Raw genomic sequence first — 23,940 nt, 5'->3', positions numbered from 1 at the left:
GCGCTGAGCCAGCCGATTCGCTCGCTGCGCTCGCTCATGCCGACGCACCCACCGGCGGCTCGTCGAGCAGCGGCGCGGTCTGGTCGTCCTCACCGGCGGCCCGGGGCAGCAGGAACGCGTGCCGCGGATCCCAGTGCGCGGTCACCGCCGTGCCGACCGCCAACTGACCGCCCAGCCCGCTGTTCGCGGCGAACGCGGTCAGCTCGCTGCCCCACGCGGTGCGCACCAGGTACTGGGTGCTCACCCCGACGTAGGAGGCGTCGCTGACCACGCCACCGACGTGCTGGTGTCCGGCCGGCACCCGGTCCGGGTCGTCGACCAGGTGCAGCTTCTCCGGACGTACGCCGAGGAAGGCCGGCCCGTCGGTGAGCCGGGCCCGGCCGGCGGGCACCGAGAAGCGCGAGCCGTGCGCCGTGACCAGCACGTCGTCGGCGGCGCGCCCGCCGGCTTCGGCGGCGAGCAGGTTGGACTGGCCGAGGAAGTTCGCCACGAACGCGGTGGCCGGGTACTCGTAGATGTCGGCGGGCGCGCCGAGCTGCTCGATCCGGCCGGCGTTCATCACCGCGACCGTGTCGGCCATCGTCATGGCCTCCTCCTGGTCGTGGGTGACGTGCACGAACGTGATGCCGACCTCGGTCTGGATCCGTTTCAGCTCGATCTGCATCTGCCGGCGCAGCTTGAGGTCGAGCGCGCCGAGCGGCTCGTCGAGCAGCAGCACCTGCGGGTGGTTGATGAGCGCCCGCGCCAGCGCGACGCGCTGCTGCTGGCCGCCGGAGAGCTGGGCCGGGCGGCGTCGGCCGTACCCTTCGAGCTGCACCAGCGCGAGCATCCGCTCGACCTGGTCGCTCACCTTGCGGATGCCGCGGCGGCGCAGCCCGAACGCCACGTTCTCGTGGATGTCCAGGTGCGGGAAGAGCGCGTAGCTCTGGAACACCGTGTTGACCGGCCGCTTGTACGGCCGCAGCCCGGCGATGTCCTGCTCGCCGAGCAGCACCTGCCCGCTGGTCGGCTGCTCCAGCCCGGCGATCATCCGCAGTGTGGTGGTCTTGCCGCAGCCGGAGGCGCCGAGCAGGGCGAAGAACGAGCCCTGCGGGATGGTGAGGGTGAGGTCGTCGACGGCGGTGAAGACGCCGAACCGCTTGGTCAGGTCGACCAGGCGCAGGTCGCCGGCCGGGGTCTGCTGCCCCTTCACGCGCCGATCACCTGCTGGAACTTGGTCTCGTACTCCTTCTCCTGCGCCTCGTCGAGCGCCATGAAGACCTTGGCTTTGGACAGCATCGTGTCGTCTGGGAAGATCAGCGGGTTGCTCGCCAGGTCCGGGTCGATCTTCTCCATCTCGGCCTGCGCGCCCTGCACCGGGCAGATGTAGTTGACGTACGCGGCCAGCTTCGCCGCCACCGCCGGGTCGTAGTAGTGGTTCATCAACGCCTCGGCGTTGGCCTTGTGGGTGGCCTTGTTCGGCACCAGCATGTTGTCCGACCAGAGCATCACGCCGGACTCGGGCACCACGAACTTGATCTTCTCGTCGTCGAAGCCGAGCTGGACCACGTCGCCGGACCAGCCGATGCACGCGGCGATGTCGCCCTTGGCCAGATCGGGCGCGTAGTCGTTGCCGGTGAACCGCCGGATCTGCTTGCTGTCCACGGCCTTCTTCAGCTTGTTCAGCGCGTCGTCGAACTGGGCCGAGGTGAACTTGGCCGGGTCGTGGCCGAGCGACTGGAGCAGCAGGCCGATGGTGTCGCGCATCTCCGACAGCACAGTCACCTTGCCCTTGAGATCGGGGCGGGTGAGCAGCTCGTCGACGGTGCGGATCTCCTTGGTGACGTTCGCGTTGTACGCGAGCCCGGCGAGACCGGACTGCCACGGGACGGCGAGCTGGGTCTCGGCGTCGAAGGAGCGACCGCGCAGCGACTGCAGCAGGTTCGCCTCGACGTTCGGCATCTTCGACTTGTCCAGCTTCTGGACCCAGCCGAGGCGGATCACCCGGGCGGCCATCCAGTCGGTGAGCACCATGATGTCCCGGCCGGTGCTCTGACACCCGGCGAGCTGGTTGCGCACCTTGCCGAAGAACTCGTTGTTGTCGTTGACGTCCTCGGTGTACGTCACCTGGATGCCGGTGGCGGCGACGAACGCGTCGAGCGTGGGGCGCTTGGACTCGTCCTTCTCGTCGGTGTCCATGTACTGCGGCCAGTTCGAGAAGGCGACCTTCTTCTCGGTGGCGGACAGATCCTCGCTCTTGCAACCGGCTTCGGTCTGCTGGGCGCCCTTGGTCCCGCAGCCGGCCAGGGCGCCCGCGGTGGCGAGCAGTGCGGCCGAGCCGACGGTCCCGGTGAGCAGACCACGCCGGGTGAGGGTCCGAAGGGGACTACGCATGTGACGACTCCTTGGGGGCATCGTCGGCGGCGGGACGGGGGGCGGCACGCCGGCGGGAGGGTCAGTGGCGATGGACGACTGATCCTGACATGAGAAAACCTCTCTCACAAGGGATTCCGTTGCTGGAATAGCCAGTCGCCACGAAATACGCCAGACTGCGCGGGGCACTACGCTCGATACGAAGAATCGGACACAAGGAGCGTCGATGGTCAACCGGCACCAGGAGAACGCCAACGGCGGCCGTCGGGTCACCGTGCGTGAAGGCGCCAATCACGTTCTGCTCGACGACGTGGCGAAGCAGATCATCGAGCAGCTCCAGGAGGACGGGCGCCGCCCGTACGCGAGCATCGGCAAGGCGGTGGGCCTCTCCGAGGCGGCGGTACGCCAGCGGGTGCAGCGGCTGCTCGACGCGGGCGTCATGCAGATCGTCGCGGTCACCGATCCGCTCCAGCTCGGCTTCCCCCGCCAGGCCATGATCGGGCTGCGCACCGACGGCGACCTGGAGTCGGTGGCCGACCGGCTGGCCGAGTTCGAGGAGATCGACTACGTGGTGATCACCGCCGGCTCGTTCGACCTGCTGGCCGAGGTGGTCTGCCGCAACGACGCGCACCTGCTGGAGATCCTGCAGAAGCTGCGCGGCGTGCCCGGAGTGCTCTCCACCGAGGCGTTCGTCTACCTGAAGCTGCGCAAGCAGACCTACAGCTGGGGCACCGCCTGATGCGGATTCCGTTGACAGCGCAGTTATATGGCGCTGAATCCGTCGCGGTTAAGCTTCTTCGCTTGCCTTATCGGCACCGCCTGTGGGATAACCGTGGGCAGAGCGGCCGGTGTCACCCCTGACCGGCCCGAGACCCGATGGGGCTGACATGGCCAACGCCACCGACCACCTGTGGATGCACTTCACCCGCATGGCGAGCTACCCCGCCGGCGAGGTTCCGACAATCGTCCGGGGCGAGGGCGCGTACGTCTGGGACGCGCAGGGCCGCCGCTACCTGGACGGGCTGGCCGGGCTGTTCGTCGTCAACGCCGGCCACGGCCGCGCCGAGCTGGCCGAGGCCGCCGCCAAGCAGGCCGGCGAGCTGGCCTACTTCCCACTCTGGTCGTACGCCCACCCGAAGGCCGTCGAGCTGGCCGAGAAGATCGCCACGCTCACGCCCGGCGACCTGAACCGGGTCTTCTTCACCACCGGCGGCTCCGAGGCCGTCGAGGCGGCGTGGAAGCTGGCCCGGGCCTACTTCAAGCGCACCGGCAAGCCCACCAAGCACAAGGTGGTCAGCCGCTACATCGCCTACCACGGCACCTCGATGGGCGCGCTGTCGATCACCGGCCTGCCCGGTATCAAGACCGACTTCGAGCCGCTGGTGCCCGGGGGCATCAAGGTGCCGAACACCAACTTCTACCGCGCCCCCGAACACGGCGACGACCCCGAGGCGTTCGGCCGCTGGGCCGCCGAGGAGATCGGCCGCGCGATCGAGCGGGAGGGGCCGGAGACGGTCGCCGCCGTCTTCCTGGAGCCGGTGCAGAACTCCGGCGGCTGCTTCCCGCCGCCGCCCGGCTACTTCGAGCGGGTACGCGAGATCTGCGACGCGTACGACGTGCTGCTGGTCAGCGACGAGGTGATCTGCTCCTGGGGCAGGCTCGGCGAGTACTTCGGCGCGGTGCGGTACGGCTACCAGCCGGACATCATCACCACCGCCAAGGGCATCACCTCCGGCTACGCCCCGCTCGGCGCGATGATCGCCAGCGAGCGGCTGATGGAGCCGTTCCTCACCGAGACCGGCATGTTCGCGCACGGCGTGACGTTCGGCGGCCACCCGGTCTCCTGCGCGGTCGCGCTGGCCAACCTGGAGGTGTTCGCCCGGGAGGACCTGATCGGGCACGTCCGGGCCAACGAGGGCGCGTTCCGGTCCACCCTGGAGAAGCTGCACGACCTGCCGATCGTCGGCGACGTCCGCGGTGACGGCTACTTCTACGGCATCGAGCTGGTCAAGGACAAGACCACGCGGGAGACGTTCGACGAGGCCGAGTCGGAGCGGCTGCTGCGCGGCTTCCTGTCCACCGCGCTGTTCGACGCCGGGCTCTACTGCCGGGCCGACGACCGTGGCGACCCGGTGGTGCAGCTCGCCCCGCCGCTGATCGCCGACCAGCAGCACTTCGACGAGATCGAGCAGATCCTGCGCGCGGTGCTGACCGAGGCGTGGTCCCGGCTCTGACGCCGATGACCGGTTACCGGCACCTCTCGTACTGGCTGTCCAGCCTGGACGAGCCGCTGACACCGCGACCCGGGTTGCCCGGCGACACGGACGCCGACGTGGCGATCGTGGGCGCCGGGTACACCGGGCTGTGGACGGCGTACTACCTGGCCGAGGCCGACCCCACGTTGCGCGTCGTCGTGCTGGAGCGGGAGATCGCCGGGTACGGCGCATCCGGGCGCAACGGCGGCTGGTGCTCGGCGCTGTTCCCCACCTCGCTGCCGGCGCTGGCCCGACGCCACGGCCGGGACCGCGCGCTCGCCCTGCAACGGGCCATGCACGACACGGTCGGCGAGGTGGGGCGGGTCGCCGCCGCCGAGGGCATCGACTGCGACTGGCGGGCCGGCGGCACGGTGACGCTGGCGCGCAGCGAGGTCCAGCTCGACCGGGCCCGCGCCGAGGTCGACCAGGCCCACGCGCACGGGCTCACCGACGACGACCTGACGCTGCTGGACGCCGCCGAGGCCGCCGCGCGGTGCGACGCCGAGGGGGTACGCGGCGGCACGTACACCCCGCACTGCGCCGCCGTGCACCCGGCGAAGCTGGTCCGGGGCCTGGCGCGGGCGGTGGAGCGCCGGGGCGTACGCATCCACGAGCGCACCCCGGTGACCGCGCTGCGGCCCGGCGCGGCGGTGACACCGGCGGGCGTGGTCCGGGCGCCGGTGGTGGTCCGCGCGACCGAGGGCTACACGCCCGGGCTACCCGGCCAGCGGCGCACAGTGGCGCCCGTCTACTCGCTGATGGTGGCCACCCCGCCGCTGCCCGAGGAGACGTGGGCGCGGATCGGGCTGGCGGAGCGGGAGACGTTCTCCGACTACCGGCACGTCATCGTGTACGGCCAGCGCACCGCCGACGGCCGGCTCGCGTTCGGCGGGCGGGGCGCGCCCTACCACTACGCCTCCCGGGTGCGGCCGGGCTTCGACCGGGAGCCGCGGGTGTTCGCGGCGCTGCGCCGGACGCTCGGGGAACTGTTCCCGGTGCTCGGGCCGGACGTGCCGGTGACGCACGCCTGGGGCGGGCCGCTCGGCGTGGCCCGGGACTGGGCCGCGTCGGTGGGGCTGGACCGCCGCACCGGGCTCGCCTGGGCCGGCGGGTACGTCGGTGACGGAGTGGGCACGAGCAACCTCGCCGGTCGTACGCTGGCCGACCTGATCCGCGGCGTGGAGACCGACCTCACGGCACTTCCCTGGGTGGGCCACCGCTCCCCGCGCTGGGAACCGGAGCCGCTGCGCTGGCTGGCGATGAACGCCGGCCTGAGGATCATGTCCTCAGCCGACCACACCGAGCACCGCACGTCCCGCCCGTCTCGCCGAGCCGACCTCTTCAACCGCTTCCTGGGCCACTGACCCCGGGTTCCCAATCCGTTGATCAAGGAGTTTGTGTCTTCCGGACACGGTTTCCTTGACACAAACTCCTTGATCAACGCGCGGAGGCCGGCGGAGGGGGTCAGTGGTGGGGTGGGATGACCCGGAGGTGGCCCCGGCGGCCCTGCTGGTGGGGGGCCTGGGGCTTGGTGGTGGGTTCGTCCTCCGGAGGGCGCGGCGGGGCCGGGCGGGCGGCCTCACGGACCGCCTCGGCCAGCGCCACCAGGTCGTCGGTGGTGGGCGGCGGCGGCTCGAACTCACCCTCGTGCCGCACCACGTCCCAGCCGCGCGGGGCGGTCAGGCTGCGGGCGTGCGGCTCACACAGGTCGTACGTGTGCGGTTCGGCGAACGCGGCGAGCGGGCCCACCACCGCCGTCGACTCGTTGTAGACATAGGTCAATGTGGCGACCGCTTGCCGGGGGCAGCCGTTACGGGAGCAGCGCCGTGGTGACCTCACGGCGGCAGGGTATCCCCATTACCGGGTCCGGCGCACCGCTTCGCGTTACGACACGCCCGTCATGGTGATCACAATTCCTCCGATCGGCGCCCCGGCGCGCCGGACAGCCTCGCGGCGACGGGTGGACCGCCACCCCGGGCTACCCTGTCCGTCATGACGAGCCCGCAGAACCGCCGCCCCGGCTCCGGCCGGCGCACCCACCGTGACCGGCACGGTCGCGGGCTGCGCGGGCGGCTGGTGCCGGCCACCGTCCCGCTGGCCCGGACGAAGGCCGAGGTCTTCGACGACCTGGTGCTCGACACGGTGGAGACGCTCGAACGCCGGTTCGCCAAGGAGCTGGCCGGGGTGGAGTTCGCGGTCGAGGACGTCCCGCCGGATCTGAACGTCTACGACTCGGACGTGCTGGAGGACGGCGAGGTGCCGCTCGCCCGGCTGCTGCCCGGGCGGCCCGGCCGCCAGGAGGTGCCGCCCCGGATCGTGCTCTACCGGCGGCCGCTGGAGTTCCGCGCGATGGACCGCGAGGATCTCGCCGACCTGGTGCACGACGTGATCATCGAGCAGGTGGCGAATCTGCTCGGGGTGGACCCGGACGAGCTGGCCTGACGCCGCCACCCGGCCGGCCCCCGCCGGCCGGACAGCGACCCGGGCCCGGACGGCCCCCACCGCCCGTCGGCCCGTACGTGGATCAGGCGGCGACCCGCCGCTTGAGCTTGCGCCGCTCCCGCTCGGAGAGGCCACCCCAGATTCCGAACCGCTCGTCGTGGCCGAGCGCGTACTCCAGGCATTCCGTCTTCACTTCGCACCGCGAGCAGATGCGCTTCGCCTCGCGGGTCGAGCCGCCCTTCTCGGGAAAGAACGCCTCCGGGTCGGTCTGCGAGCAGAGCGCCCGCTCCTGCCACTCCGGCGCGTTCCCGAGCAGGTCGGCCACCTCGAGCTGGCCGTCCATCGATTGCCTCCTTGTCGCGCACCGGCGTCATTCGCCGCTGCAACCCCCCACGCGAAAGGCGTGCCTGTCCGTACGGTCACCATTTGTTGCGTTCCGTGCGAACAACCCCATTCAAATTACACGCGTGTAATGCGTGCGCCGTCAAGCCAAACTTGATAATGGAGTCGCCCTCCCGACACGTCCGGGACGACCGCCGCGGTCGCCCGTAGCCTCGCAACCTGCCCTATCGATTCAGACCCCGGACGAGTAACGCCCTCCCCGGCGAGTTGCCGGAAGTTTTCTGCCGTGGCGCACCGCCGGCGGGCCGGCCGGACGCCCCCGCCGGCCGCTCGTACCAAGATCAGAATTGGTGGGCCAAAGGGTAACGCGCTCGTTGCGGTACCGCCCGCCGAGCCGTCCAACGCCGACTGCGCCCCGTCCACCATGTGGACAGGGCGCAGGCGTCGGCGCGGTCGCCGGTTCAGTCCACCCGGGCGGGTGAGCTGGTCGGCCAGACGAATTCGGCGATACACCCACCGGTAACAGAGATCGCGCCGGCCGATGTGTTCTCGTCCCACCAGACGGTATAGACACCCGCCTCCAGGTCCGGGTAGACGGCACTGTGGAAGACCCCGTCCAGGACGTGCCGCTCGCGTACGGCGGAGTGGGTCCGCGGGCTGTCGAGGTCCGCCCGGCTGATCTCGATTTCCCGGCCGTGCAGGTCCCGGCCGGTGTGGATGATCAGCGCGCCGCGGTCGCCGCCGAGGTCGAGCACGACGCTGCCGACCTCCGACGGGCCGAGATCGTGATGGTGTGACATCCGCGTCTCCCGTCAGGACTTCTTCGCCTGCGGGTTGCCGAACCCGTCGTACGGTGTGCCGAGGAACGGGAAGTCGGCCAGGAACGGCGCGGTGACGTCGGCCGCGCTCAGACCCGGCGTGACCGCCGCGGCGGCGGCGTCCGGGCGGAACGTCTTGTCGACAAGTGGCACGGTCAGTCCCGCGATGGCACGCAGCGCGATCGTCACCACGTCGTCGGCGACGCGACGGCCGTTCGGGTAACCGGCCAGGTCGCCGCCGAGCACGCCGAACCGGTCCGGTGTGCGGCTGGGCCGGATCGCCGTGTTCAGCCGCAGCATGTCCGCCTGGACGTCGCCGGTGGTGTTGGCGAAGCCGTCGATCAGTCCGGCCGGGATTCCGGTGAGCAGGATCGCCACCAGGTCGGCGCGCGGCTTCTTGGACTTGTTCAGCGCGTCCAGATTTCCGAACACGCCCGGGTACAGCGCCGGCAGCAGCGCGGCCAGCTCGGGCCGCTCGACGAACCCGGCGAAGCGCTTGTCCTCCGACGGCGGCAGCGTGTTCCAGACGTCCTTCCTGGACATCGGCACGATGACCTCGTTGAACAACGGGTTACCGAGCCGCGACACCTGGGTGAACGGGCCGGCGGCGGTGTCCGCGGAGACCCGGTCGCCGAGCACCCGGACCTGCTGGCGGGACGCGCTGGTCCACACCCCGATGGTCGAGGCGCGGTCGGCCACGCCGTAGCGGGCCGCCTTGCGGCGCACCTGGCTCAGCGGCACCTGCACGGCGAGGCTGTGCACGTTCAGCCGGTCCAGCGCGTTCACCGGCTCACCCTCGGCCTGGAACAGCTTCTTGCCGGCGACGTGCAACTGCTGGAACGGCCGCAGCGTGCCCAGGTCGAACACCGCGCCCAGGTCGACGAAGAAGCCGTCGGCCCGCTGGCCGGCGAACACCTTCTCGCCGGTGGACAGCTTGAACGTCGCCTGGCGTACCAGGTTCTGGTACTTCGGGGTGGACAGCGGCCCGACGTTGCAGGGCGGGCAGGGCAGCTTGTGCGCCAGCACCCGCGCCCGGCCGTCGGCGATCCGGGTCAGCCGGTAGAACTGCCGCCGGTTCCAGTTCTTGCTCTCCAGCGACTCGATCAGCCCGGTGTTGTAGAGAAAGCTGTTCTGGTTCGTGATCTCCGTGGTGAATTCGAAACGATAGGTGACGTCCGGATTACCGTCGCCGTCGTTGTCGATGTGAATCTCGTACCGGACGTCGTCGCCGAACTCGAAGAAGTTCGGGCCGCCGGAGGGAAGTTGCACCGGCACGTAGTTGGCGATCAACGTGACCGTGTCCGGCTGGCTCGGCGTGACGAACGCGTACAGGTCGGAACTGTCGGCGACCGGATCCTTGGCGATCTCCGGGGCCTCGCGGTGAGAGGACATGACGGACGCACCTTCGTCGGGGGAACGGAAGACGGAACCGGCGCCGGGAGCCCACGCCGGTGGAGGGGTGGGATCAGCGCCGGCCGGCGGCGCGCACCAGGCGGTCGGCCAGACCGCGGTCGCGGATCTCGACCCTTGTCGTACCGACGAAGACGTCGATCGCGCCGGTGGCGGCGTCACGGAGGTGAGCCACGATCGGCTCGTCGCGCCGGCTCGCCGTGGGGGAGTTCTGCGCGGCGGACAGGCCCGGCACGGTGAGGGCGGCGGCGCCCAGCGTCGCGCTCGCCGCGGCGGTGAGCGTCTGCCTGCGGGTCAACCGCGGCCAGGTCCGCCGTTTCTTCGGCGCGTCGGTGGTCTCGTCAGTGCTCATCGGCAACCTTTCCGGACCGGCGCCGCAGCGCCGCAACGGGCCCGGGACGCCCGGACACCGCCGGGCCCCGGTTCTGGGGTCACCGGCGGCGGTCCTCGCCGAAACCGCCGCCGGCATCCACAGGTACGGCAGGCGACGGGGAAAGGTTCGACCTCAGGCGCCGGCGTGACCGTACGCGGTCGTCCGCTTGCGGAACGGGCGGCCCGCGGCGGTGGCGATGGCCCGCAACTGCTCCTCGGTACGGGCCGAGCCGTTGCCCGAGCCGGCCATCCGGGAGATGGTCTCCTCCATCAGCGTGCCGCCGAGGTCGTTGCAGCCGCCACGCAGCATCGCCACCGTGCCCTCGTCGCCGAGCTTCACCCAGGAGCACTGGATGTTGCCGATCCGGCCGTGCAGCAGCAGCCGGGCCATCGCGTGCACCGCCCGGTTCTCCCGCCACGTCGGACCCGGGCGGGCGATGCCGGCCAGGTAGATCGGCGCGTTCGTGTGCACGAACGGCAGCGCCACGAACTCGGTGAACCCGCCGGTACGGTCCTGCACCCCGGCCAGCACCCGGAAGTGGGCCAGCCACTGGCCCGGGTGGTCGACGTGGCCGTACATCATCGTGGAGCTGGACCGGATGCCCAGCTCGTGCGCCGTGCTCACCACCTCGACCCAGGCGGCGGCCGGCAGCTTGCCCTTGGTGAGCACCCAGCGCACGTCGTCGTCGAGGATCTCGGCGGCGGTGCCCGGGATGGTGTCCAGCCCGGCCTCGCGGAGCTGGAGCAGCCACTCCCGCACCGGCACGCCGGCCTTCGCGGCGGCGGTGACGATCTCCATCGGGGAGAACGCGTGCACGTGCATGCCCGGCACCCGCTCCTTGATCGCCCGGACGATGTCGGCGTAGCCGGTGACCGGCATCTTCGGGTCGATGCCGCCCTGAAGGCAGACCTCGGTCGCGCCGGCCGTCCACGCCTCCTCGGCCCGGTCGGCGACCTGTTCCAGGGACAGCCGGAACGCGTCGGCGTCGCTCTCCCGCTGGGCGAACGCGCAGAACCGGCACCCCACGTAGCAGACGTTCGTGAAGTTGATGTTCCGGTTCACCACGTACGTCACGTCGTCACCCACCGCGTCCCGGCGCGCGTCGTCGGCGAGCCGGCACAACTCGTCCAGCGCCGGGCCGTCCGCGCCGAACAGCGCCAGCGCCTTCGCCTCGTGCGCCGGCGTCAGCAGCGCGGCCGGGTCGTCCGCGGCCAGCCGCAGGCCCGCGCGCAGGTCGGCGTCCGCGCCACCGGCAAGGGGTACGCCCGCGCGCGCCTGCGGCGCCACCTTGCCGGCCACCTCGGCCCAGTCGCCGTACACGCTGTCGAAGTCGCCCCGCCGGTCCTCGGTACGGCCGGTGACGTCGATGGTGGCGTGCAGGTCGGTCCGGCCGCCGTAGGTCTCCTCCGGCTCCTGCCAGGGCTGCCCCACCGGGCGGGCCTCCTCGACCGCGAGCCCGGTGGCCGGGTCGGCGAGCGCCGTGACGTGCGGCAGCAGGCGCGGGTCCAGCCACGGGCCGCCCGCGCGGACGTACTCCGGGTAGACGGTCAGCCGCTCGCGCAGCGTGAACCCGGCACTCGCGGTACGCGCCGCCAGCTCCTCCAGGTGCGGCCAGGGGCGCTCCGGGTTGACGTGGTCGGGCGTGACCGGGGAGACGCCGCCCCAGTCGTCGATGCCGGCGCGCAGCAGCAGGTCGTACTCGCCCGCGATCAGGTTCGGCGGAGCCTGGATGCGGGCCTTCGGGCCGAGCAGCACCCGGGCCACCGCCACGGTGGCGGCCAGGTCGTGCAGCTCCGCGTCCGGCATGCCGCGCATCGCCGTGTCCGGCTTGGCGCGGAAGTTCTGCACGATCACCTCCTGGAGGTGGCCGTACTCCCGCATCGCGCGGCGGATCGCGAAGATCGCGTCGGCCCGCTCGGCCCGGTTCTCGCCGATGCCGATCAGGATGCCGGTGGTGAACGGCACCCCGACCCGGCCGGCGTCGTCGAGCACCCGCAGGCGGACCGCCGGCTCCTTGTCCGGTGAGCCGTAGTGCGGGCCGCCCGGCTCGGACCAGAGCCGGGTGGCGGTGGTCTCCAGCATCATGCCCATGCTCGGCGCGACCGGCTTGAGCCGCTGCAGCTCCGACCAGGAGAGCACGCCCGGATTGAGGTGGGGCAGCAGGCCGGTCTCCTCCAGCACCGCCACCGCGCAGGCGCGCAGGTAGTCCAGCGTCGAGTCGTACCCCCGCTCGTCCAGCCACCGGCGGGCCGCCGGCCACCGCTCCTCCGGCCGGTCGCCGAGCGTGAACAGCGCCTCCTTGCAGCCCTGCGCGGCGCCCTCGCGGGCGATCGCCAGCACCTCGTCGCGCTCCAGGTAGGCGGCGGGCAGCCGGTGCGGCACGGTGGCGAACGTGCAGTAGTGGCAACGGTCCCGGCAGAGCCGGGTCAGCGGGATGAAGACCTTCTTGGAGTACGTGACCACGCCCGGCCGCCCGGCGTCGCGCAGCCCGGCGTCGCGGATCTCACCGGCGATCCGGAGCAGTTCGTCGAGCATCTGCCCGCGCGCGGCGAGCAGCGCGCCGGCCTCGTCGGCGTCGAGCGCCCGGCCGGTGGCGGCCCGTCCCAGCGCCCGCCGGACGCTCGCCTCGGTCGGTTCGGGGTCGCTGCGATCAACCATCCGCCCAGCCTATGCGCTGCCGGGCGACAGGCCGCCCGCGCCCGCTCGCGGTCCGGGCAACGGGACGGCCCGCGTGGCCCGCCTCACAGCGGGACCGGCGCGGGCCGTCGGGAGCCTGCCGTCGGGCGGGCGACGGCGCTCCGTCGCCCGCCGCGCGGCTCAGCGGGGCTGGTTCGGGTCCTCGCGGTCGAACCGCTGGGTGCGCTCGTCGTCGGCGGCGGGCGTCGACGCGCCCGGTTCGGCGGACTGGCGCGGGATCGCCTGCGTCGGGTCGGCCGACGGCGGCTGGCCGAACGGCGGCGCGGACTGCGGCGAGCCGTACTGCGGCGCCTGCTGCGGACCGGCGAACGGCGAGCCGGCCTGCGGGGCCGGCTGCGGGTCGGCGAACGGCGAGCCGGCCTGCGGGGCCGGCTGCGGGTCGGCGAACGGCGGGCCGGACTGCGGGGCGTGCGGCGGCGCGGTGTTGAACGGCGGCGCCGACTGCGGCTGGCCGTACTGGCCGGGCTGCTGCGGCCAGCCGGGCGGCGGCGAGCCGGCCTGCGGGTAGCCCGGGCCGGGCTGCTGCGGGTAGCCACCCGGACCGGGGTAGCCGCCGGGCTGCCCCGGCTGCTGCGGCCAGCCGGGCTGGGCCTGGCCGTACACGCCCGGCTGCGCCTTGGGCTTCGGCACGTAGTAGAGCGTGCGCCAGATCTTGAACACCACGAACGCGGCGACCGCGAAGAGCGCCAGCCAGGCAGCGCGGGTCAGCAGACCGAGGAACGCATCGAGCACCTCACCGTCGGCGAGCCGGCCGACCAGCCAGATCAGGAACGTCAGCGCGCCGAACACGGCGGACACGGCGTACTCGACCAGCGCCACCTGCGTGATCAGCTTGGCCTTCGGCACGACCGGGCGGATCACGGTGGCGATCAGGACGGCGAGCAACGGCAGGACCGTCGCCTCCAGGCCGACGAAGCTGAAGTACGTGCTTCCCGCCCGGCCGCTGAACGTGCTGTAGTCGTCGACCGGCACCAGCAGGCGCAGCAGGCCGACGAAGAGCAGCACGGCGTTGGCGCCGAGAAGGACGAGCGCGGCCAGTTCGCGCAACGGCTTGATCAACTGGCTGGCCTGCGCGGCGTCGCCGGACGCGGGCTCGGCGGGGCTGGTCACGGACTCCCCCAGGGGACGAAAGCGGACAGTTGCCGAAGTGAGCGTAGTCTCTCCGGCCACCGAGCGATCGACGGCGGCACGTGCGGAAGGATGGACGCATGCGCATCGTGGTTCTGACCGGCGGCATCGGGGGCGCCCGTTTCCTGCTCGGCGTACGGGCGTACGCCCGCGAGATGGGCGCCGAGGTGACCGCCGTGGTGAACGTCGGCGACGATCTGCTGCTGCACGGGCTGAAGGTCTGCCCCGACCTGGACAGCGTGCTCTACACGCTCGGCGGCGGCGCCGACCCGGAACGCGGCTGGGGCCGGGTCGGCGAGACCTGGACGGTGAAGAACGAGCTGGCCGCGTACGGCGCGGAGCCGAGCTGGTTCGGTCTGGGCGACAAGGACATCGCCACCCACCTGGTCCGCACCACGATGCTCAACGCCGGCTATCCGCTGTCCCAGGTCACCGAGGCGCTGGCGGCGCGCTGGCAACCGGGCGTACGGCTGCTGCCGGCCACCGACGAGCGCCTGGAGACCCATGCCGTCGTCACCGACGAGCAGGGGCGGCGCGCGATCCACTTCCAGGAGTGGTGGGTGCGGTACCGCGCCGACGTACCCACCGACCGGTTCGTCTTCGTGGGCGCCGAAGCGGCGAAGCCCGCGCCCGGCGTGGTGGAGGCGATCGCCGCCGCGGACGTGGTGCTGATCGCGCCCAGCAACCCGGTCGTCAGCATCGCCCCGGTGCTGGCCGTGCCCGGCCTGCGCGACGCGGTGACCGGCGGGCCGGCCCCGGTGATCGGGGTGTCACCGATCATCGGCGGCGCGCCGGTACGCGGCATGGCCGACCGCTGCCTCGCCGTGCTCGGCGTGGAGTGCAGCGCGGCCGGGGTGGCCGGCCTCTACGGCGCCCGGTCCACCGGCGGGCTGCTCGACGGCTGGCTGGTGGCGCCGGAGGACGAGGGCACGGCGGTGCCGGACGTGGTGGTCCGCGCGGCGCCGCTGCGGATGACCGACGAGGCGGCGACCGCCGCGATGGTGCGCGCCGCGCTGGAGCTGATGTGAGGCTGGAGATTCTGCCGGTGCAGGGCATCGGCGACGTGACCGAGGGCGACGACCTGGCGGCGCTGATCGCCGGCGCGGCGCCGTGGCTGCGTGACGGCGACGTGCTGGTGGTCACCAGCAAGATCGTGTCGAAGGCGGAGGGCCGGCTGGTCGACGTGCCCGCCGACGGTCCGGAACGGCTCGAGGCGCGGGACCGGATCCTGGACGGCGAGACCGCCCGGGTGGTGGCGACGCGGGGCGCCACCCGGATCGTGCAGACCCACCACGGGTTCGTGATGGCCTCCGCCGGCATCGACGCGTCGAACGTGGACAAGACCCGCCTGGTGCTGTTGCCGGCCGACCCGGACGCCTCCGCGCGGGCGTTGCGTGCCGCGCTGCGCGACCGGTACGGCCTCGACGTCGCCGTGATCGTCAGCGACACCATGGGCCGCCCGTGGCGCAACGGGCTCACCGACGTGGCGCTCGGGGTGGCGGGCATGCCGGCGATCCGCGACCACCGGGGCGAGGTCGACCCGTACGGCAACGAACTGTTCGTCACCCAGATGGCGGTGGTCGACGAACTGGCCGGCGCCGGCGAGCTGATCAAGGGCAAGTGCGACCAGGTGCCGGTCGCGGTGGTCCGGGGTTACCTCGGCACCCCCCGGGACGACGACGAGGGCGCCCGGGCGCTCGTCCGCGACGCCTCGATGGACCTGTTCTCGCTCGGTACCGCCGAGGCGCGCGCCGCCGGCCTGCGGGCGGCGGCGACGCTGCCGGACCGGCCCGGGCCGGAGCCCGCCGACGCGGACGCGGTGCGGCGGGCGATCGGCTCGGTGGCCGACGTGGTCGCGCCAGGCACGACCTTCACGCACGTCACCGACGACGAGGTACGCGCCGGGCTCGCCGCCACCGTGCCCGGCTGGCCCGCCTCGGCCACCGGCCTGCTGCTCGGCGCGGCGCCGACCCCGCTCGACCCGGCGGACCTGGTCCGGTTCGGCGCGGACGTGCAACGCCTGCGCGCCGCGCTGGCCGCCGAGGGAATCGGTTCCGTCCTGCTCCCGCCCCCGGCCGGCAGCGCCGCCAGCGCCACGCTGGCGCTCTGAGACGGCCCGGCGGAGGTCAGGCGTCGAGGACGGCTCGGCCCAGCGGCGTCAGCGTGTGCAGGACGGTGTTGCGCTCGCGCTGACTGACCAGCAGCCCGGCGTTGCGCAGCACTGTGGTGTGCTGGCTGGCCGCGGCGGCGGAGATGTGCAGCCGGCGGGCCATCTCGCCGGTCGTGCAGCCCTCGTCGGCGGCATGCAGCACCCGCGACCGGGTGCGGCCGATCAGGGCCGCGAGCGCCTCGCCCTGGGGTGACCCGGCGGCGCCGGACGCCGGTGTCAGGCCGGCCAGCCGGTCCACCGGGTAGACGAGCACCGGCGGCAGGGTCGGGTCGACGAGCGCCACCGGGGTACGCGAGCAGAAGAACGACGGGACGAGCAGCAGCCCGCGCCCGTCCAGGTGCAGTTCCCGGGTGTCCGGATAGTCGAGCACCTCCAGCACGCCGGAGTTCCACCGCATGTTCGGCCGCAGGCTGGCCAGCAGCCCTTCGGCGCCGCCGTCGAGCATGGCGCGGGCACGCCGGGCCCGGTCCGCCTCGACCGCTGCCTGCACCCGGGCCCAGTACGGCGTGACGGCCAGCGACTGGTATCGCGCCATGGAGTCGGTGAGGTGGTGCAGTGTCTCCGGCTCACCCCGGGCGAGCGCCGTCGCCGAGGGCGGCAACGTGGTCTCCTCGGCGAGCCGGGTCAGGTCGCGGCGCAGCATGTCCGTAGGGGTGCCGCGGACCGCGTCCAGCCCCACCTCGAAGCCCTCCCGGCTGGCGAACGGGGTGAGGAAGTCGGGGAAGTAGCCGCGCGGCGGGTTGAGCGCGAGGAGCAGGCGGTACTGCTCGGCGTCGCTGTCGGTGCGCAGCCCGTGCGCCACGGTCCGTCGCCATGTGGTCATCATCGGGTCGCGGCTGCGCCCCTGGAGCAGGTGCAGGCTGAGAACCAGCTCCCAGAGCGGGTCCGCGCGCGGGGCGACCCGGGTCCGCAGGACGTCTTCGCCCGAGAAAACGATCTTCAACATGGAGTGCTCCCGTGCGGACGGCGGGGGTGCCCGCCACGGCTCGACTTTACCCGCCGGCAGTAATCTCCATCTTTAAGCCTGAGGTGAAAGACCTCGACGGTGAGGTGACCGGTTCGGCAAACTCTTCCTTGCCCGCCGACGCCGGGGCGCAGTCTCGACCCGGTCGCCGGCTGACGGGCGTGGCCGGGCGGCACCACGAGGGTCTGCGACATCGTCGCAGGGGTGCCGCCCGGCCTTCGCTCATCCGCAGGTGGGTCGCCGCGCCGGCGTACCGTGGTGGCGCTCGTAGAGTGTCCGGGTGCCCGACACCGATCTCACCACGTACGCCGACCTGCACGCCGACGCCGTCGCGGCGCTGAGCCGCTGGACGGCGACCAGCCCGGCCGCCGGCGCCGCCCGGGACCGGACGCTGGCGCTGCTGGCCGACGGGCCGGCGGCGATGAGCCGGACACACCGGGCGGGGCACGTCACCGCCAGCGCGCTCGTGCTCGACCCGGACGGCCGGGTGCTGCTCTGCCTGCACGGCAAGATCCGCAGGTGGGTGCAGCTCGGCGGGCACTGCGAGCCGGGCGACCGGACGCTGGTGGCGGCCGCGCTGCGCGAGGCCACCGAGGAGTCCGGCATCGCCGGTCTGACGATCGAGCCGGAACCGATCGACGTGGACATCCACCAGGTCGCCTGCCAGGGCGGGTCGTTCCACTACGACGTCCGGTACGCGGTGCTGGCCCCGGCCGGGGCGGTCGAGCAGGTGAGCGCGGAGTCCGAGGCGCTCGGCTGGTTCCCGCCGGACCGGCTGCCCGAGCCGCTCGCCCACGCGACGGCCCAGCTGGTGCCACCGGCGCTCGCCGTGCTGGCCCGTTGCGCCGCCCGCTGACCGGAAGCGGGCGGCCGCACCGGCCGGATCAGACCAGGCCCTCCTCGCCGCGTTCCTTCAGCTCGTCCACGACCTTCTTCACGTCCTGCGCGCGGTCACGCGGGCAGACCAGCAGCGCGTCCGGGGTGTCCACCACGATCAGGTCGTGCACCCCCACGGTGGCGACGAGCCGGCCGGAGTGCGACACCACGACCGTGCCGGTGGTGTCGTGCAGCAGCACGCCCGGCTTGGCGTCGCCGCCCAGCACCACGTTGCCGGCGCCGTCGGCCGGCAGCACCTCGCCGAGCGTGTGGAAGTCACCGACGTCGTTCCAGCCGAAGTCACCCGGCACGGTGCCCACCCGGCCCGCCGTCGCCGCGCCCTCCATGACCGCGTAGTCGACCGAGATCCGGGGCAGCGTCGGCCAGACCCGGCCCAGCACGTCGTCCTGCTCCGGGGTGCCCCACGCCGCCGCGATGGCGGTGATCCCGGCGTGCAGCTCCGGCTCCTGGCGGGCCAGCTCGGCGAGGAAGACGTCCACCCGCCAGACGAACATGCTGGCGTTCCAGAGGTGCCGGCCGGAGTTGACGTAGACCTCGGCCACCTCGGCGGCCGGCTTCTCCTTGAACTCGCGTACCGGGCGCAGCGTGCCGTCCCCCACCGGGTCGCCGGTCTCCAGATAGCCGTAGCCGGTCTCCGGGCGGGTCGGGGTGATGCCCACCGTCATCAGCAGCCCCTGCTCCGCGCCGCGGATGGCCTGCCGTACCACCTCCGCCAGCCGGGCCGGGTCGCCGATCAGGTGATCGGCGGCGAACGAGCCCATCACCGCGTCCGGCGTACGCGCGGCGATCACCGCGGCGGCCAGCGCGATCGCCGCGCAGGAGTCGCGGGGCGACGGCTCGACCAGGATGTTCTCCTCCGGCACGCCGGCCAGCTGCCGGGCCACCGCCGCGGCGTGCGCGGCCCCGGTGACCACGAGCGTGCGCTCCGGTGTGGTCAACGGCGACAACCGGTCGACAGTGGCCTGCAGGAGCGAGGCCGGCGTGCCGGTCAGCGGGTGGAGGAATTTGGGATGGCCGGCACGGGACAGCGGCCACAACCGTGTGCCACTGCCACCCGCCGGGATGACGGCGTAGAACATCAGCACATCATGCCCGAAGCGGGCGAGTCGTCACGGTCGGTCGGCCGGGGCCGTCCCGCCGGCCCTCAGGACCGGGCCCGTCGCCAGGCCGCGATGTGCACGTCCGCGCTGGACTCCCAGGTGAACTCCTTGGCCCTGTCGAACCCGGCCTTTGCCAGCGAGAGCCGCCGCGGCTCGTCGTCCAGCAGAGCGGCCAGGTCGGCGGCGATCTGGTCCGGGTCCTCGCTGGTGTACGCCACCGCGTCGCCGCCCACCTCGGGCAGGGACAGGCGCGGCGTGGTGAGCACCGGGGCCGCGCACGCCATCGCCTCCAGGATCGGCAGGCCGAAGCCCTCGCCGTAGGAGGGGTAGGCGGCCACGAGCGCGCCACCGAGGAAGCCGGGCAGATCGGCGTAACGCAGGTAGCCCGGGCGCAGCAGCCGCAGGTGCGACGGCACCTCGGCCACCGCGCGGTCGATGTCGTCGTCGTGCCCCTGACCGCCCGCGACCACGAGCGCCGGCGGGTTCGGCCGGTCGGCCACCGCCCGCGCCCAGCCGCGGATCAGGTTGGGTACGTTCTTGCGCGGCTCCTTGGCCCCGAGGAACGCGACGTAGCTGCTGTCGCCCAGACCCAGGCGAGCCCGCACACGCGCCTTCTCCTCGTCGCCGGGCGCGTGGAAGGCGTCCTGGTCGACGCCGTGATAGGCGACGTCGATCCGGGTCGGGTCGGCGTCCAGCAGCCGGATCAGCTCGTCCCGGGTGGCCTTGCTCGGCACGATCACCCGGCCGGCCCGCCGCAGCGAGGTCTTGATGGCGCTGCGGAAGAACGTCCGGCGCGACTTGTCGTAGTGCTCCGGCTCGGTGAAGAACGTCGCGTCGTGCACGGTGACCGTCACCGGGCATCCGGCCCGCAGCGGACAGGTGTAGAAGGGCGAGTGCAGCACCTCCGCGCCCACCTGCTGGGCCAGCAGCGGCAGGCCGGTCTGCTCCCAGGCCAGCCGCGCCGGCCGGTGCGCCACCGCCGCCGGGGCGGGGATCACCTCGGCGCCCGGCAGCATCCGGGTGTAGCGCTCCAGGTCGGTGCGGAGGCTCACCACCGCCAGGTCGACGCCGGTGCCGCAGACCCGGCCCAGCGCGCCGAGCAGTCCGTCGACGTATCTACCGACGCCGCCACGGTCGGCGGGGACACTCGTGGCGTCGATGAGAACGCGGGGCGGGCGACCGGCGGTCACGGGGCGGCTCCTCAGATGGCGCAGTTGTGGGGAAGAACACTGTCGGCAAGCGTACGCCGCGCCGGGCGCACAACGCTGACCGCGACCCGACGGTACGCCGACTTGACGTTGTCATCGAGTACGCACGCGGGGCGCGTATCGTTCGCGCCGATGGCCGACAACATTGCCCGGGTGTTCGCCGACGCGATCGCGCCGGACCCCACCCGACCGCTGCTGACCTGGTACGACGACGCCACCGGCGAGCGCACCGAACTGTCCGGCGCGACGCTTGCGAACTGGGTGGCGAAGACCGCGAACCTGCTCACCGACGAGATCGGCGCCGCGCCGGGCGACCCGGTCGGCGTGTTGCTGCCGCCGCACTGGCAGACCGCCGCCGTGCTGCTCGGCTGCTGGTCGGCGAAACTGACGGTGACCGACGCGCCGGGGCCGGTGGAGGTGCTGTTCGTGGCCGCCGACCGGGCGGACGGGGCAGCCGGGTGGCCGGCCGGCGAGCGGTACGCGCTGGCGCTCGACCCGTTCGCGCTGCCGATGCGGCAGGTGCCCGCCGGCTACGCCGACTTCGTGACGGCGGTACGCGGACACGGCGACCACTTCACGCCGTACCCCGAGGGTGGCGAGGGGGACGCGGCGCTGCTGGCCCGCGCGACGGCCCGCGCCACCGAGCTGGGCCTGACCCAGGGCGACCGCCTCCTGGTAGACGTGACCACCCACCCCGACCCGGTCGACTGGCTGCTCACCCCGCTCACGGCAGGAGCCAGCGTGGTGGCGTGCGCCCACCCCGACCCGACCCGCCTGGCTTCCCGCGCCGAAACCGAGAAGACCACCCACACCCTGCCCTGACCCTCGCCCGCCCTCTCCCCGTCGATCTTGCAGTTTCGGCCCTCGGGGCGGGTGATTCGCCCCGTTCGCCGGGGCAGAAAGTGCAAGATCAACGGGCGGGTCGGCGGGGACGGCGGGATCAGCGAGGCGAGACGGGGCTGTCGGTGGTGGACCGGCGCTGGGCCAGAGCGGCGAACGCCGTCAGGGACTCGGGGTTGGCCAGGGCGCCCTTGGCCGCCGCGCTGTCCACCGGGGTACCCGTGAGGATCTTCTTGACCGGGACCTCCAGCTTCTTGGCGCTCAACGTTCTCGGCACGGCCCGGACCTGGTGGATCTCGTCCGGCACGTGCCGCGGCGACAGCGCGGTACGCAGCTCCCGGCAGATCTTCTTACGCATGTCGTCGTCGAGTTCCAGGCCCTCGGCGAGCACCACGAACAGCAGCAGCTCACCCGCGCCGCCCTCGTCGTCCTCCAGGTGCACGACCACCGAGTCGACCACCTCGTCCAGCCCCTCGACCACCGAGTAGAACTCGGCCGTCCCGAGGCGTACGCCGCCCCGGTTGAGCGTGGCGTCGGACCGGCCGGTGATCACGCACCCGCCGCGCTCGTTCACGGTGATCCAGTCGCCGTGCCGCCACACCCCGGGATAGACCTCGAAGTACGCCTCCCGGTAGCGCGCGCCGTCCCTGTCGTTCCAGAACCCGACCGGCATGCTCGGCATCGGCTCGGTGATCACCAGCTCGCCGAGCTGCCCGATCACCGCGCTGCCGTCGGCCGAGCGGGCCTCCACCTTCGCGCCCAGCGCCCGGCAGGCGATCTCCCCCGCGTACACCGGCAGCAGCGGCACGCCGCCGACGAACCCGGTGCACACATCAGTGCCGCCGGACAGCGACTGGAGCTGGAGGCGGTCGCTCACGTTCTCGTACACCCAGGTGAAGCCCTCGGCCGGCAGCGGCGCGCCGGTCGAGCCGAGGCCGCGCACCGCGGACAGGTCGGCGACCTCGCGCGGCACCAGGCCGGCCTTGCGGCAGGCCAGCAGGAACGGCGCGGACGTGCCGAAGTACGTGGTGCCGGTGTCGGCGGCCAGCCGCCACAGCGCGCCCAGGTCGGGGTGGCCCGGGTTGCCGTCGAACAGCACGATCGCCGCGCCCACCGCCGGGCCGGAGACCAGGAAGTTCCACATCATCCAGCCGGTCGTGGTGAACCACAGGAACCGGTCGGACGGACCCAGGTCGTGGTGCAGCGCCAGCATCTTGAGGTGTTCCAGCAGGATGCCGCCGTGGCCGTGCACGATCGGCTTGGGCAGGCCGGTGGTGCCGGAGGAGTAGAGCACGTAGAGCGGGTGGTCGAACGCCACCGGCGTGAACGTCAACGGCTCGTCGGTCGGCGCCGCCAGCTCCGTCCACGGCAACGCGCCGTCGGGGGCCGGGCCGTCCGGATCGAGGTACGCGATGGCGACCGTGTGCCGCAGCGACGGCAGCGCGGCCCGGATCGCGGCCACCTCGGCGCGCCTGTCCACAGGCTTGTCGCCGTACCGGTAGCCGTCCACTGCCACCAGCACCGTCGGTTCGATCTGCTGCCAGCGGTCGGTGACGCTGCGGGTGCCGAACTCGGGCGCGCAGGAGGAGAAGATCGCGCCGAGGCTGGCGGTGGCGAGCAGCAGGACGTACGTCTCCGGGATGTTCGGCGCGTACGCGGCCACCCGGTCGCCCGCACCCACGCCGAGGCGGCGCAGCCCGGCCGCTACCCGGCGGACCCGCTCGCGCAGCTCGGCGGCGGTGAGCGTCTCCGGGGCGCGGGTCTGCCCGTGCGCGATCACCGCCGGGTCGTCGTCGCCCAGCCCCGGCATGCGCAGCACGTTCTCGGCGTAGTTGAGCGTCGCGCCGGGGAACCAGCGGGCGCCGGGCATGGCCCGGTCGGTCAGCGTCGCCGTCGGCGGGGTGTGCGCGACCACGTCGAACCAGTCCCAGATCGAGCGCCAGAACGCCTCCAGGTCGGTCACCGACCACTGCCACAGCGCGTCGTAGTCGGCGAACTCCAGCCCGCGGTGCTCGGCCAGCCAGCGCAGGTAGTCACCGATCCGGGACCGCTCCCGCACGTCCGCCGGCGGCGTCCACAGCACGTCAGCCACTGATCCACCCTCCCTGAGGCCCTGCCACGACGGTGTGCCGGGGCCGTGGCGCCATCTTGCCCTACCTCGTGCCGCCATTGTCCGCGCCGGGCACGGCGCACGGGGCGTGGCCCGCCCACACCCCGCACCCCCACCCCATGTGGCCCGCGTGTAAGGAAGGGCCCCCTATTAACGCCTCCGGTAGAGGAAGGGCCCCTTGTTAACACCTCGCCCTCCGCGGGTGTCCAGGCGCCGGTGGAGGCGGCGTGTGTCGGCGGGGGTGTTAATAGGGGTCCCCTCCTCTACCGGAGGCGTTAACAAGGGGCCCTTCCTTACACCTCAGCCGGCGCGGTGGGCCTGGATCGCCCGGCGGCGGGCCAGCCGGTGCGCCCGCCGGATCTCGGCCTCCCGGAAGCGGCGCTCGTCCTCCGGCGTCTCCGGCAGCACCGGCCGGACCGGACGGGGCGTGCCACCCACGTCGACGCCCACGAAGACCAGGTACGCGGTGGCGACCCGGACCGGTTCCTCCTCGGCCGAGTCCCAGCGCTCGGCGACCACCTTCACGCCGACCTCCATCGAGGTGCTGCCGGTCCAGTTGATCTGGGCGTGCGCGTGCACGAGGTCGCCCACCCGGACCGGCTCGGAGAAGACGATCTCATCGATGGAGGCGGTCACCGCGGTGCCGCCACTGTGCCGGGCCGCCGCCGCGCCGGCAACGTCGTCCACGAATTTCATCAGTACCCCACCGTGCACGGTCCCGTACAGATTGACATCGACCGCGGTCATGATACGACTGAGCGTGACGCGGGAGTACGAGGTCGGTTTACCCGGCGGGACCGCGGGATGATCTGTCATGCCGAAAACGGTACGGTG

The 23,940-nt window shown here is 72.7% G+C and carries 22 protein-coding genes; 8 read left to right on the top strand and 14 right to left on the bottom strand.

What is annotated here, in order from left to right:
- Nucleotides 1-34 precede the first annotated feature (34 nt).
- Both KBX43_RS11005 and KBX43_RS11000 read right to left on the bottom strand, forming a co-directional pair.
- Complete coding sequence (locus KBX43_RS11005; protein WP_210884248.1) at nt 35-1,192, bottom strand: ABC transporter ATP-binding protein; 1,158 nt, start codon at nt 1,190-1,192, stop codon at nt 35-37.
- The gene (locus tag KBX43_RS11000) at nt 1,189-2,373 is read right to left on the bottom strand and encodes a spermidine/putrescine ABC transporter substrate-binding protein (protein WP_064447711.1); all 1,185 of its coding nucleotides are present in this window, start codon (nt 2,371-2,373) and stop codon (nt 1,189-1,191) included. Before KBX43_RS11000 ends, KBX43_RS11005 begins: the two co-directional genes overlap by 4 nt.
- A 205-nt stretch (nt 2,374-2,578) precedes the next feature.
- Between KBX43_RS11000 and KBX43_RS10995 the strand changes: the two genes are divergently transcribed.
- The 3 genes from KBX43_RS10995 (at nt 2,579) to KBX43_RS10985 (ending at nt 5,971) form a co-directional block, all read left to right on the top strand.
- Complete coding sequence (locus KBX43_RS10995; protein ID WP_030501361.1) at nt 2,579-3,091, top strand: Lrp/AsnC family transcriptional regulator; 513 nt, start codon at nt 2,579-2,581, stop codon at nt 3,089-3,091.
- A gap of 148 nt (nt 3,092-3,239) precedes the next feature.
- Nucleotides 3,240-4,586, top strand: a complete 1,347-nt coding sequence (locus tag KBX43_RS10990; RefSeq protein WP_043326464.1) for an aspartate aminotransferase family protein — start codon at nt 3,240-3,242, stop codon at nt 4,584-4,586.
- A gap of 5 nt (nt 4,587-4,591) precedes the next feature.
- Nucleotides 4,592-5,971: an FAD-binding oxidoreductase gene (locus KBX43_RS10985; RefSeq protein WP_210884271.1), complete on the top strand. Its 1,380-nt coding sequence runs from the start codon at nt 4,592-4,594 to the stop codon at nt 5,969-5,971.
- A 100-nt stretch (nt 5,972-6,071) separates the two neighbouring features.
- Here KBX43_RS10985 and KBX43_RS10980 read toward each other — a convergent pair whose 3' ends face one another.
- Nucleotides 6,072-6,446 (bottom strand): DUF3499 domain-containing protein, encoded by a 375-nt coding sequence (locus tag KBX43_RS10980; RefSeq protein WP_043326466.1) that lies wholly within the window; start codon nt 6,444-6,446, stop codon nt 6,072-6,074.
- A 153-nt stretch (nt 6,447-6,599) separates the two neighbouring features.
- Between KBX43_RS10980 and KBX43_RS10975 the strand changes: the two genes are divergently transcribed.
- Nucleotides 6,600-7,049 carry a metallopeptidase family protein gene (locus KBX43_RS10975; protein WP_018787548.1) on the top strand — a complete coding sequence of 150 codons (450 nt, stop codon included), beginning with the start codon at nt 6,600-6,602 and terminating at the stop codon, nt 7,047-7,049.
- 82 nt (nt 7,050-7,131) lie between these two features.
- On the opposite strand, the gene KBX43_RS10970 is transcribed toward KBX43_RS10975, so the two are convergent.
- The 6 genes from KBX43_RS10970 to KBX43_RS10945 all read right to left on the bottom strand — a co-directional run bounded on the left by KBX43_RS10970 (nt 7,132) and on the right by KBX43_RS10945 (nt 13,799).
- A complete protein-coding gene (locus KBX43_RS10970; RefSeq protein WP_013284161.1) occupies nt 7,132-7,392 on the bottom strand; it encodes a WhiB family transcriptional regulator in 261 nt (86 codons plus the stop codon).
- A 460-nt stretch (nt 7,393-7,852) separates the two neighbouring features.
- Nucleotides 7,853-8,191 (bottom strand): hypothetical protein, encoded by a 339-nt coding sequence (locus KBX43_RS10965; protein ID WP_043326469.1) that lies wholly within the window; start codon nt 8,189-8,191, stop codon nt 7,853-7,855.
- Nucleotides 8,192-8,203: 12 nt separating this feature from the next.
- Nucleotides 8,204-9,601 (bottom strand): DUF4331 domain-containing protein, encoded by a 1,398-nt coding sequence (locus tag KBX43_RS10960; RefSeq protein ID WP_210884247.1) that lies wholly within the window; start codon nt 9,599-9,601, stop codon nt 8,204-8,206.
- 73 nt (nt 9,602-9,674) lie between these two features.
- The gene (locus tag KBX43_RS10955) at nt 9,675-9,971 is read right to left on the bottom strand and encodes a hypothetical protein (RefSeq protein ID WP_030501355.1); all 297 of its coding nucleotides are present in this window, start codon (nt 9,969-9,971) and stop codon (nt 9,675-9,677) included.
- A 153-nt stretch (nt 9,972-10,124) separates the two neighbouring features.
- Entirely contained in the window at nt 10,125-12,650 is a 2,526-nt protein-coding gene (locus tag KBX43_RS10950) for a bifunctional FO biosynthesis protein CofGH (protein WP_064447707.1), read from the bottom strand.
- A gap of 159 nt (nt 12,651-12,809) precedes the next feature.
- Nucleotides 12,810-13,799 (bottom strand): hypothetical protein, encoded by a 990-nt coding sequence (locus KBX43_RS10945; RefSeq protein WP_210884245.1) that lies wholly within the window; start codon nt 13,797-13,799, stop codon nt 12,810-12,812.
- A gap of 98 nt (nt 13,800-13,897) precedes the next feature.
- On the opposite strand from KBX43_RS10945, the gene cofD reads away from it, so the two are divergent.
- Together cofD and KBX43_RS10935 are read left to right on the top strand one after the other, a co-directional pair.
- The gene (gene cofD, locus KBX43_RS10940) at nt 13,898-14,845 is read left to right on the top strand and encodes a 2-phospho-L-lactate transferase (protein WP_064447705.1); all 948 of its coding nucleotides are present in this window, start codon (nt 13,898-13,900) and stop codon (nt 14,843-14,845) included.
- Nucleotides 14,842-15,927: a coenzyme F420-0:L-glutamate ligase gene (locus tag KBX43_RS10935; protein ID WP_069087434.1), complete on the top strand. Its 1,086-nt coding sequence runs from the start codon at nt 14,842-14,844 to the stop codon at nt 15,925-15,927. The genes cofD and KBX43_RS10935 overlap by 4 nt, the downstream gene beginning before the upstream one ends.
- A 16-nt stretch (nt 15,928-15,943) precedes the next feature.
- Here the strand turns inward: KBX43_RS10935 and KBX43_RS10930 are convergent, their stop codons facing one another.
- Entirely contained in the window at nt 15,944-16,933 is a 990-nt protein-coding gene (locus tag KBX43_RS10930; RefSeq protein ID WP_043326482.1) for a helix-turn-helix transcriptional regulator, read from the bottom strand.
- A gap of 298 nt (nt 16,934-17,231) precedes the next feature.
- Between KBX43_RS10930 and KBX43_RS10925 the strand changes: the two genes are divergently transcribed.
- Nucleotides 17,232-17,807: an NUDIX hydrolase gene (locus tag KBX43_RS10925; RefSeq protein ID WP_210884243.1), complete on the top strand. Its 576-nt coding sequence runs from the start codon at nt 17,232-17,234 to the stop codon at nt 17,805-17,807.
- A gap of 28 nt (nt 17,808-17,835) precedes the next feature.
- On the opposite strand, the gene KBX43_RS10920 is transcribed toward KBX43_RS10925, so the two are convergent.
- Together KBX43_RS10920 and KBX43_RS10915 are read right to left on the bottom strand one after the other, a co-directional pair.
- Complete coding sequence (locus KBX43_RS10920; protein ID WP_043330633.1) at nt 17,836-18,927, bottom strand: mannose-1-phosphate guanylyltransferase; 1,092 nt, start codon at nt 18,925-18,927, stop codon at nt 17,836-17,838.
- A gap of 65 nt (nt 18,928-18,992) precedes the next feature.
- Nucleotides 18,993-20,138 carry a glycosyltransferase family 1 protein gene (locus KBX43_RS10915; RefSeq protein WP_030501347.1) on the bottom strand — a complete coding sequence of 382 codons (1,146 nt, stop codon included), beginning with the start codon at nt 20,136-20,138 and terminating at the stop codon, nt 18,993-18,995.
- 150 nt (nt 20,139-20,288) lie between these two features.
- On the opposite strand from KBX43_RS10915, the gene KBX43_RS10910 reads away from it, so the two are divergent.
- Nucleotides 20,289-20,978 carry a TIGR03089 family protein gene (locus tag KBX43_RS10910; RefSeq protein WP_210884241.1) on the top strand — a complete coding sequence of 230 codons (690 nt, stop codon included), beginning with the start codon at nt 20,289-20,291 and terminating at the stop codon, nt 20,976-20,978.
- 118 nt (nt 20,979-21,096) lie between these two features.
- Here KBX43_RS10910 and KBX43_RS10905 read toward each other — a convergent pair whose 3' ends face one another.
- Nucleotides 21,097-23,088: an acetoacetate--CoA ligase gene (locus KBX43_RS10905; RefSeq protein ID WP_043326486.1), complete on the bottom strand. Its 1,992-nt coding sequence runs from the start codon at nt 23,086-23,088 to the stop codon at nt 21,097-21,099.
- A gap of 318 nt (nt 23,089-23,406) precedes the next feature.
- Nucleotides 23,407-23,922 (bottom strand): acyl-CoA thioesterase, encoded by a 516-nt coding sequence (locus KBX43_RS10900; protein WP_030501344.1) that lies wholly within the window; start codon nt 23,920-23,922, stop codon nt 23,407-23,409.
- Between the last annotated feature and the right edge of the window lie 18 nt (nt 23,923-23,940).

It is taken from the genome of Micromonospora sp. C41, assembly GCF_018070485.1.
Taxonomy (GTDB): domain Bacteria; phylum Actinomycetota; class Actinomycetes; order Mycobacteriales; family Micromonosporaceae; genus Micromonospora; species Micromonospora chalcea.
This window is presented reverse-complemented; position numbering and strand designations above follow the sequence as displayed.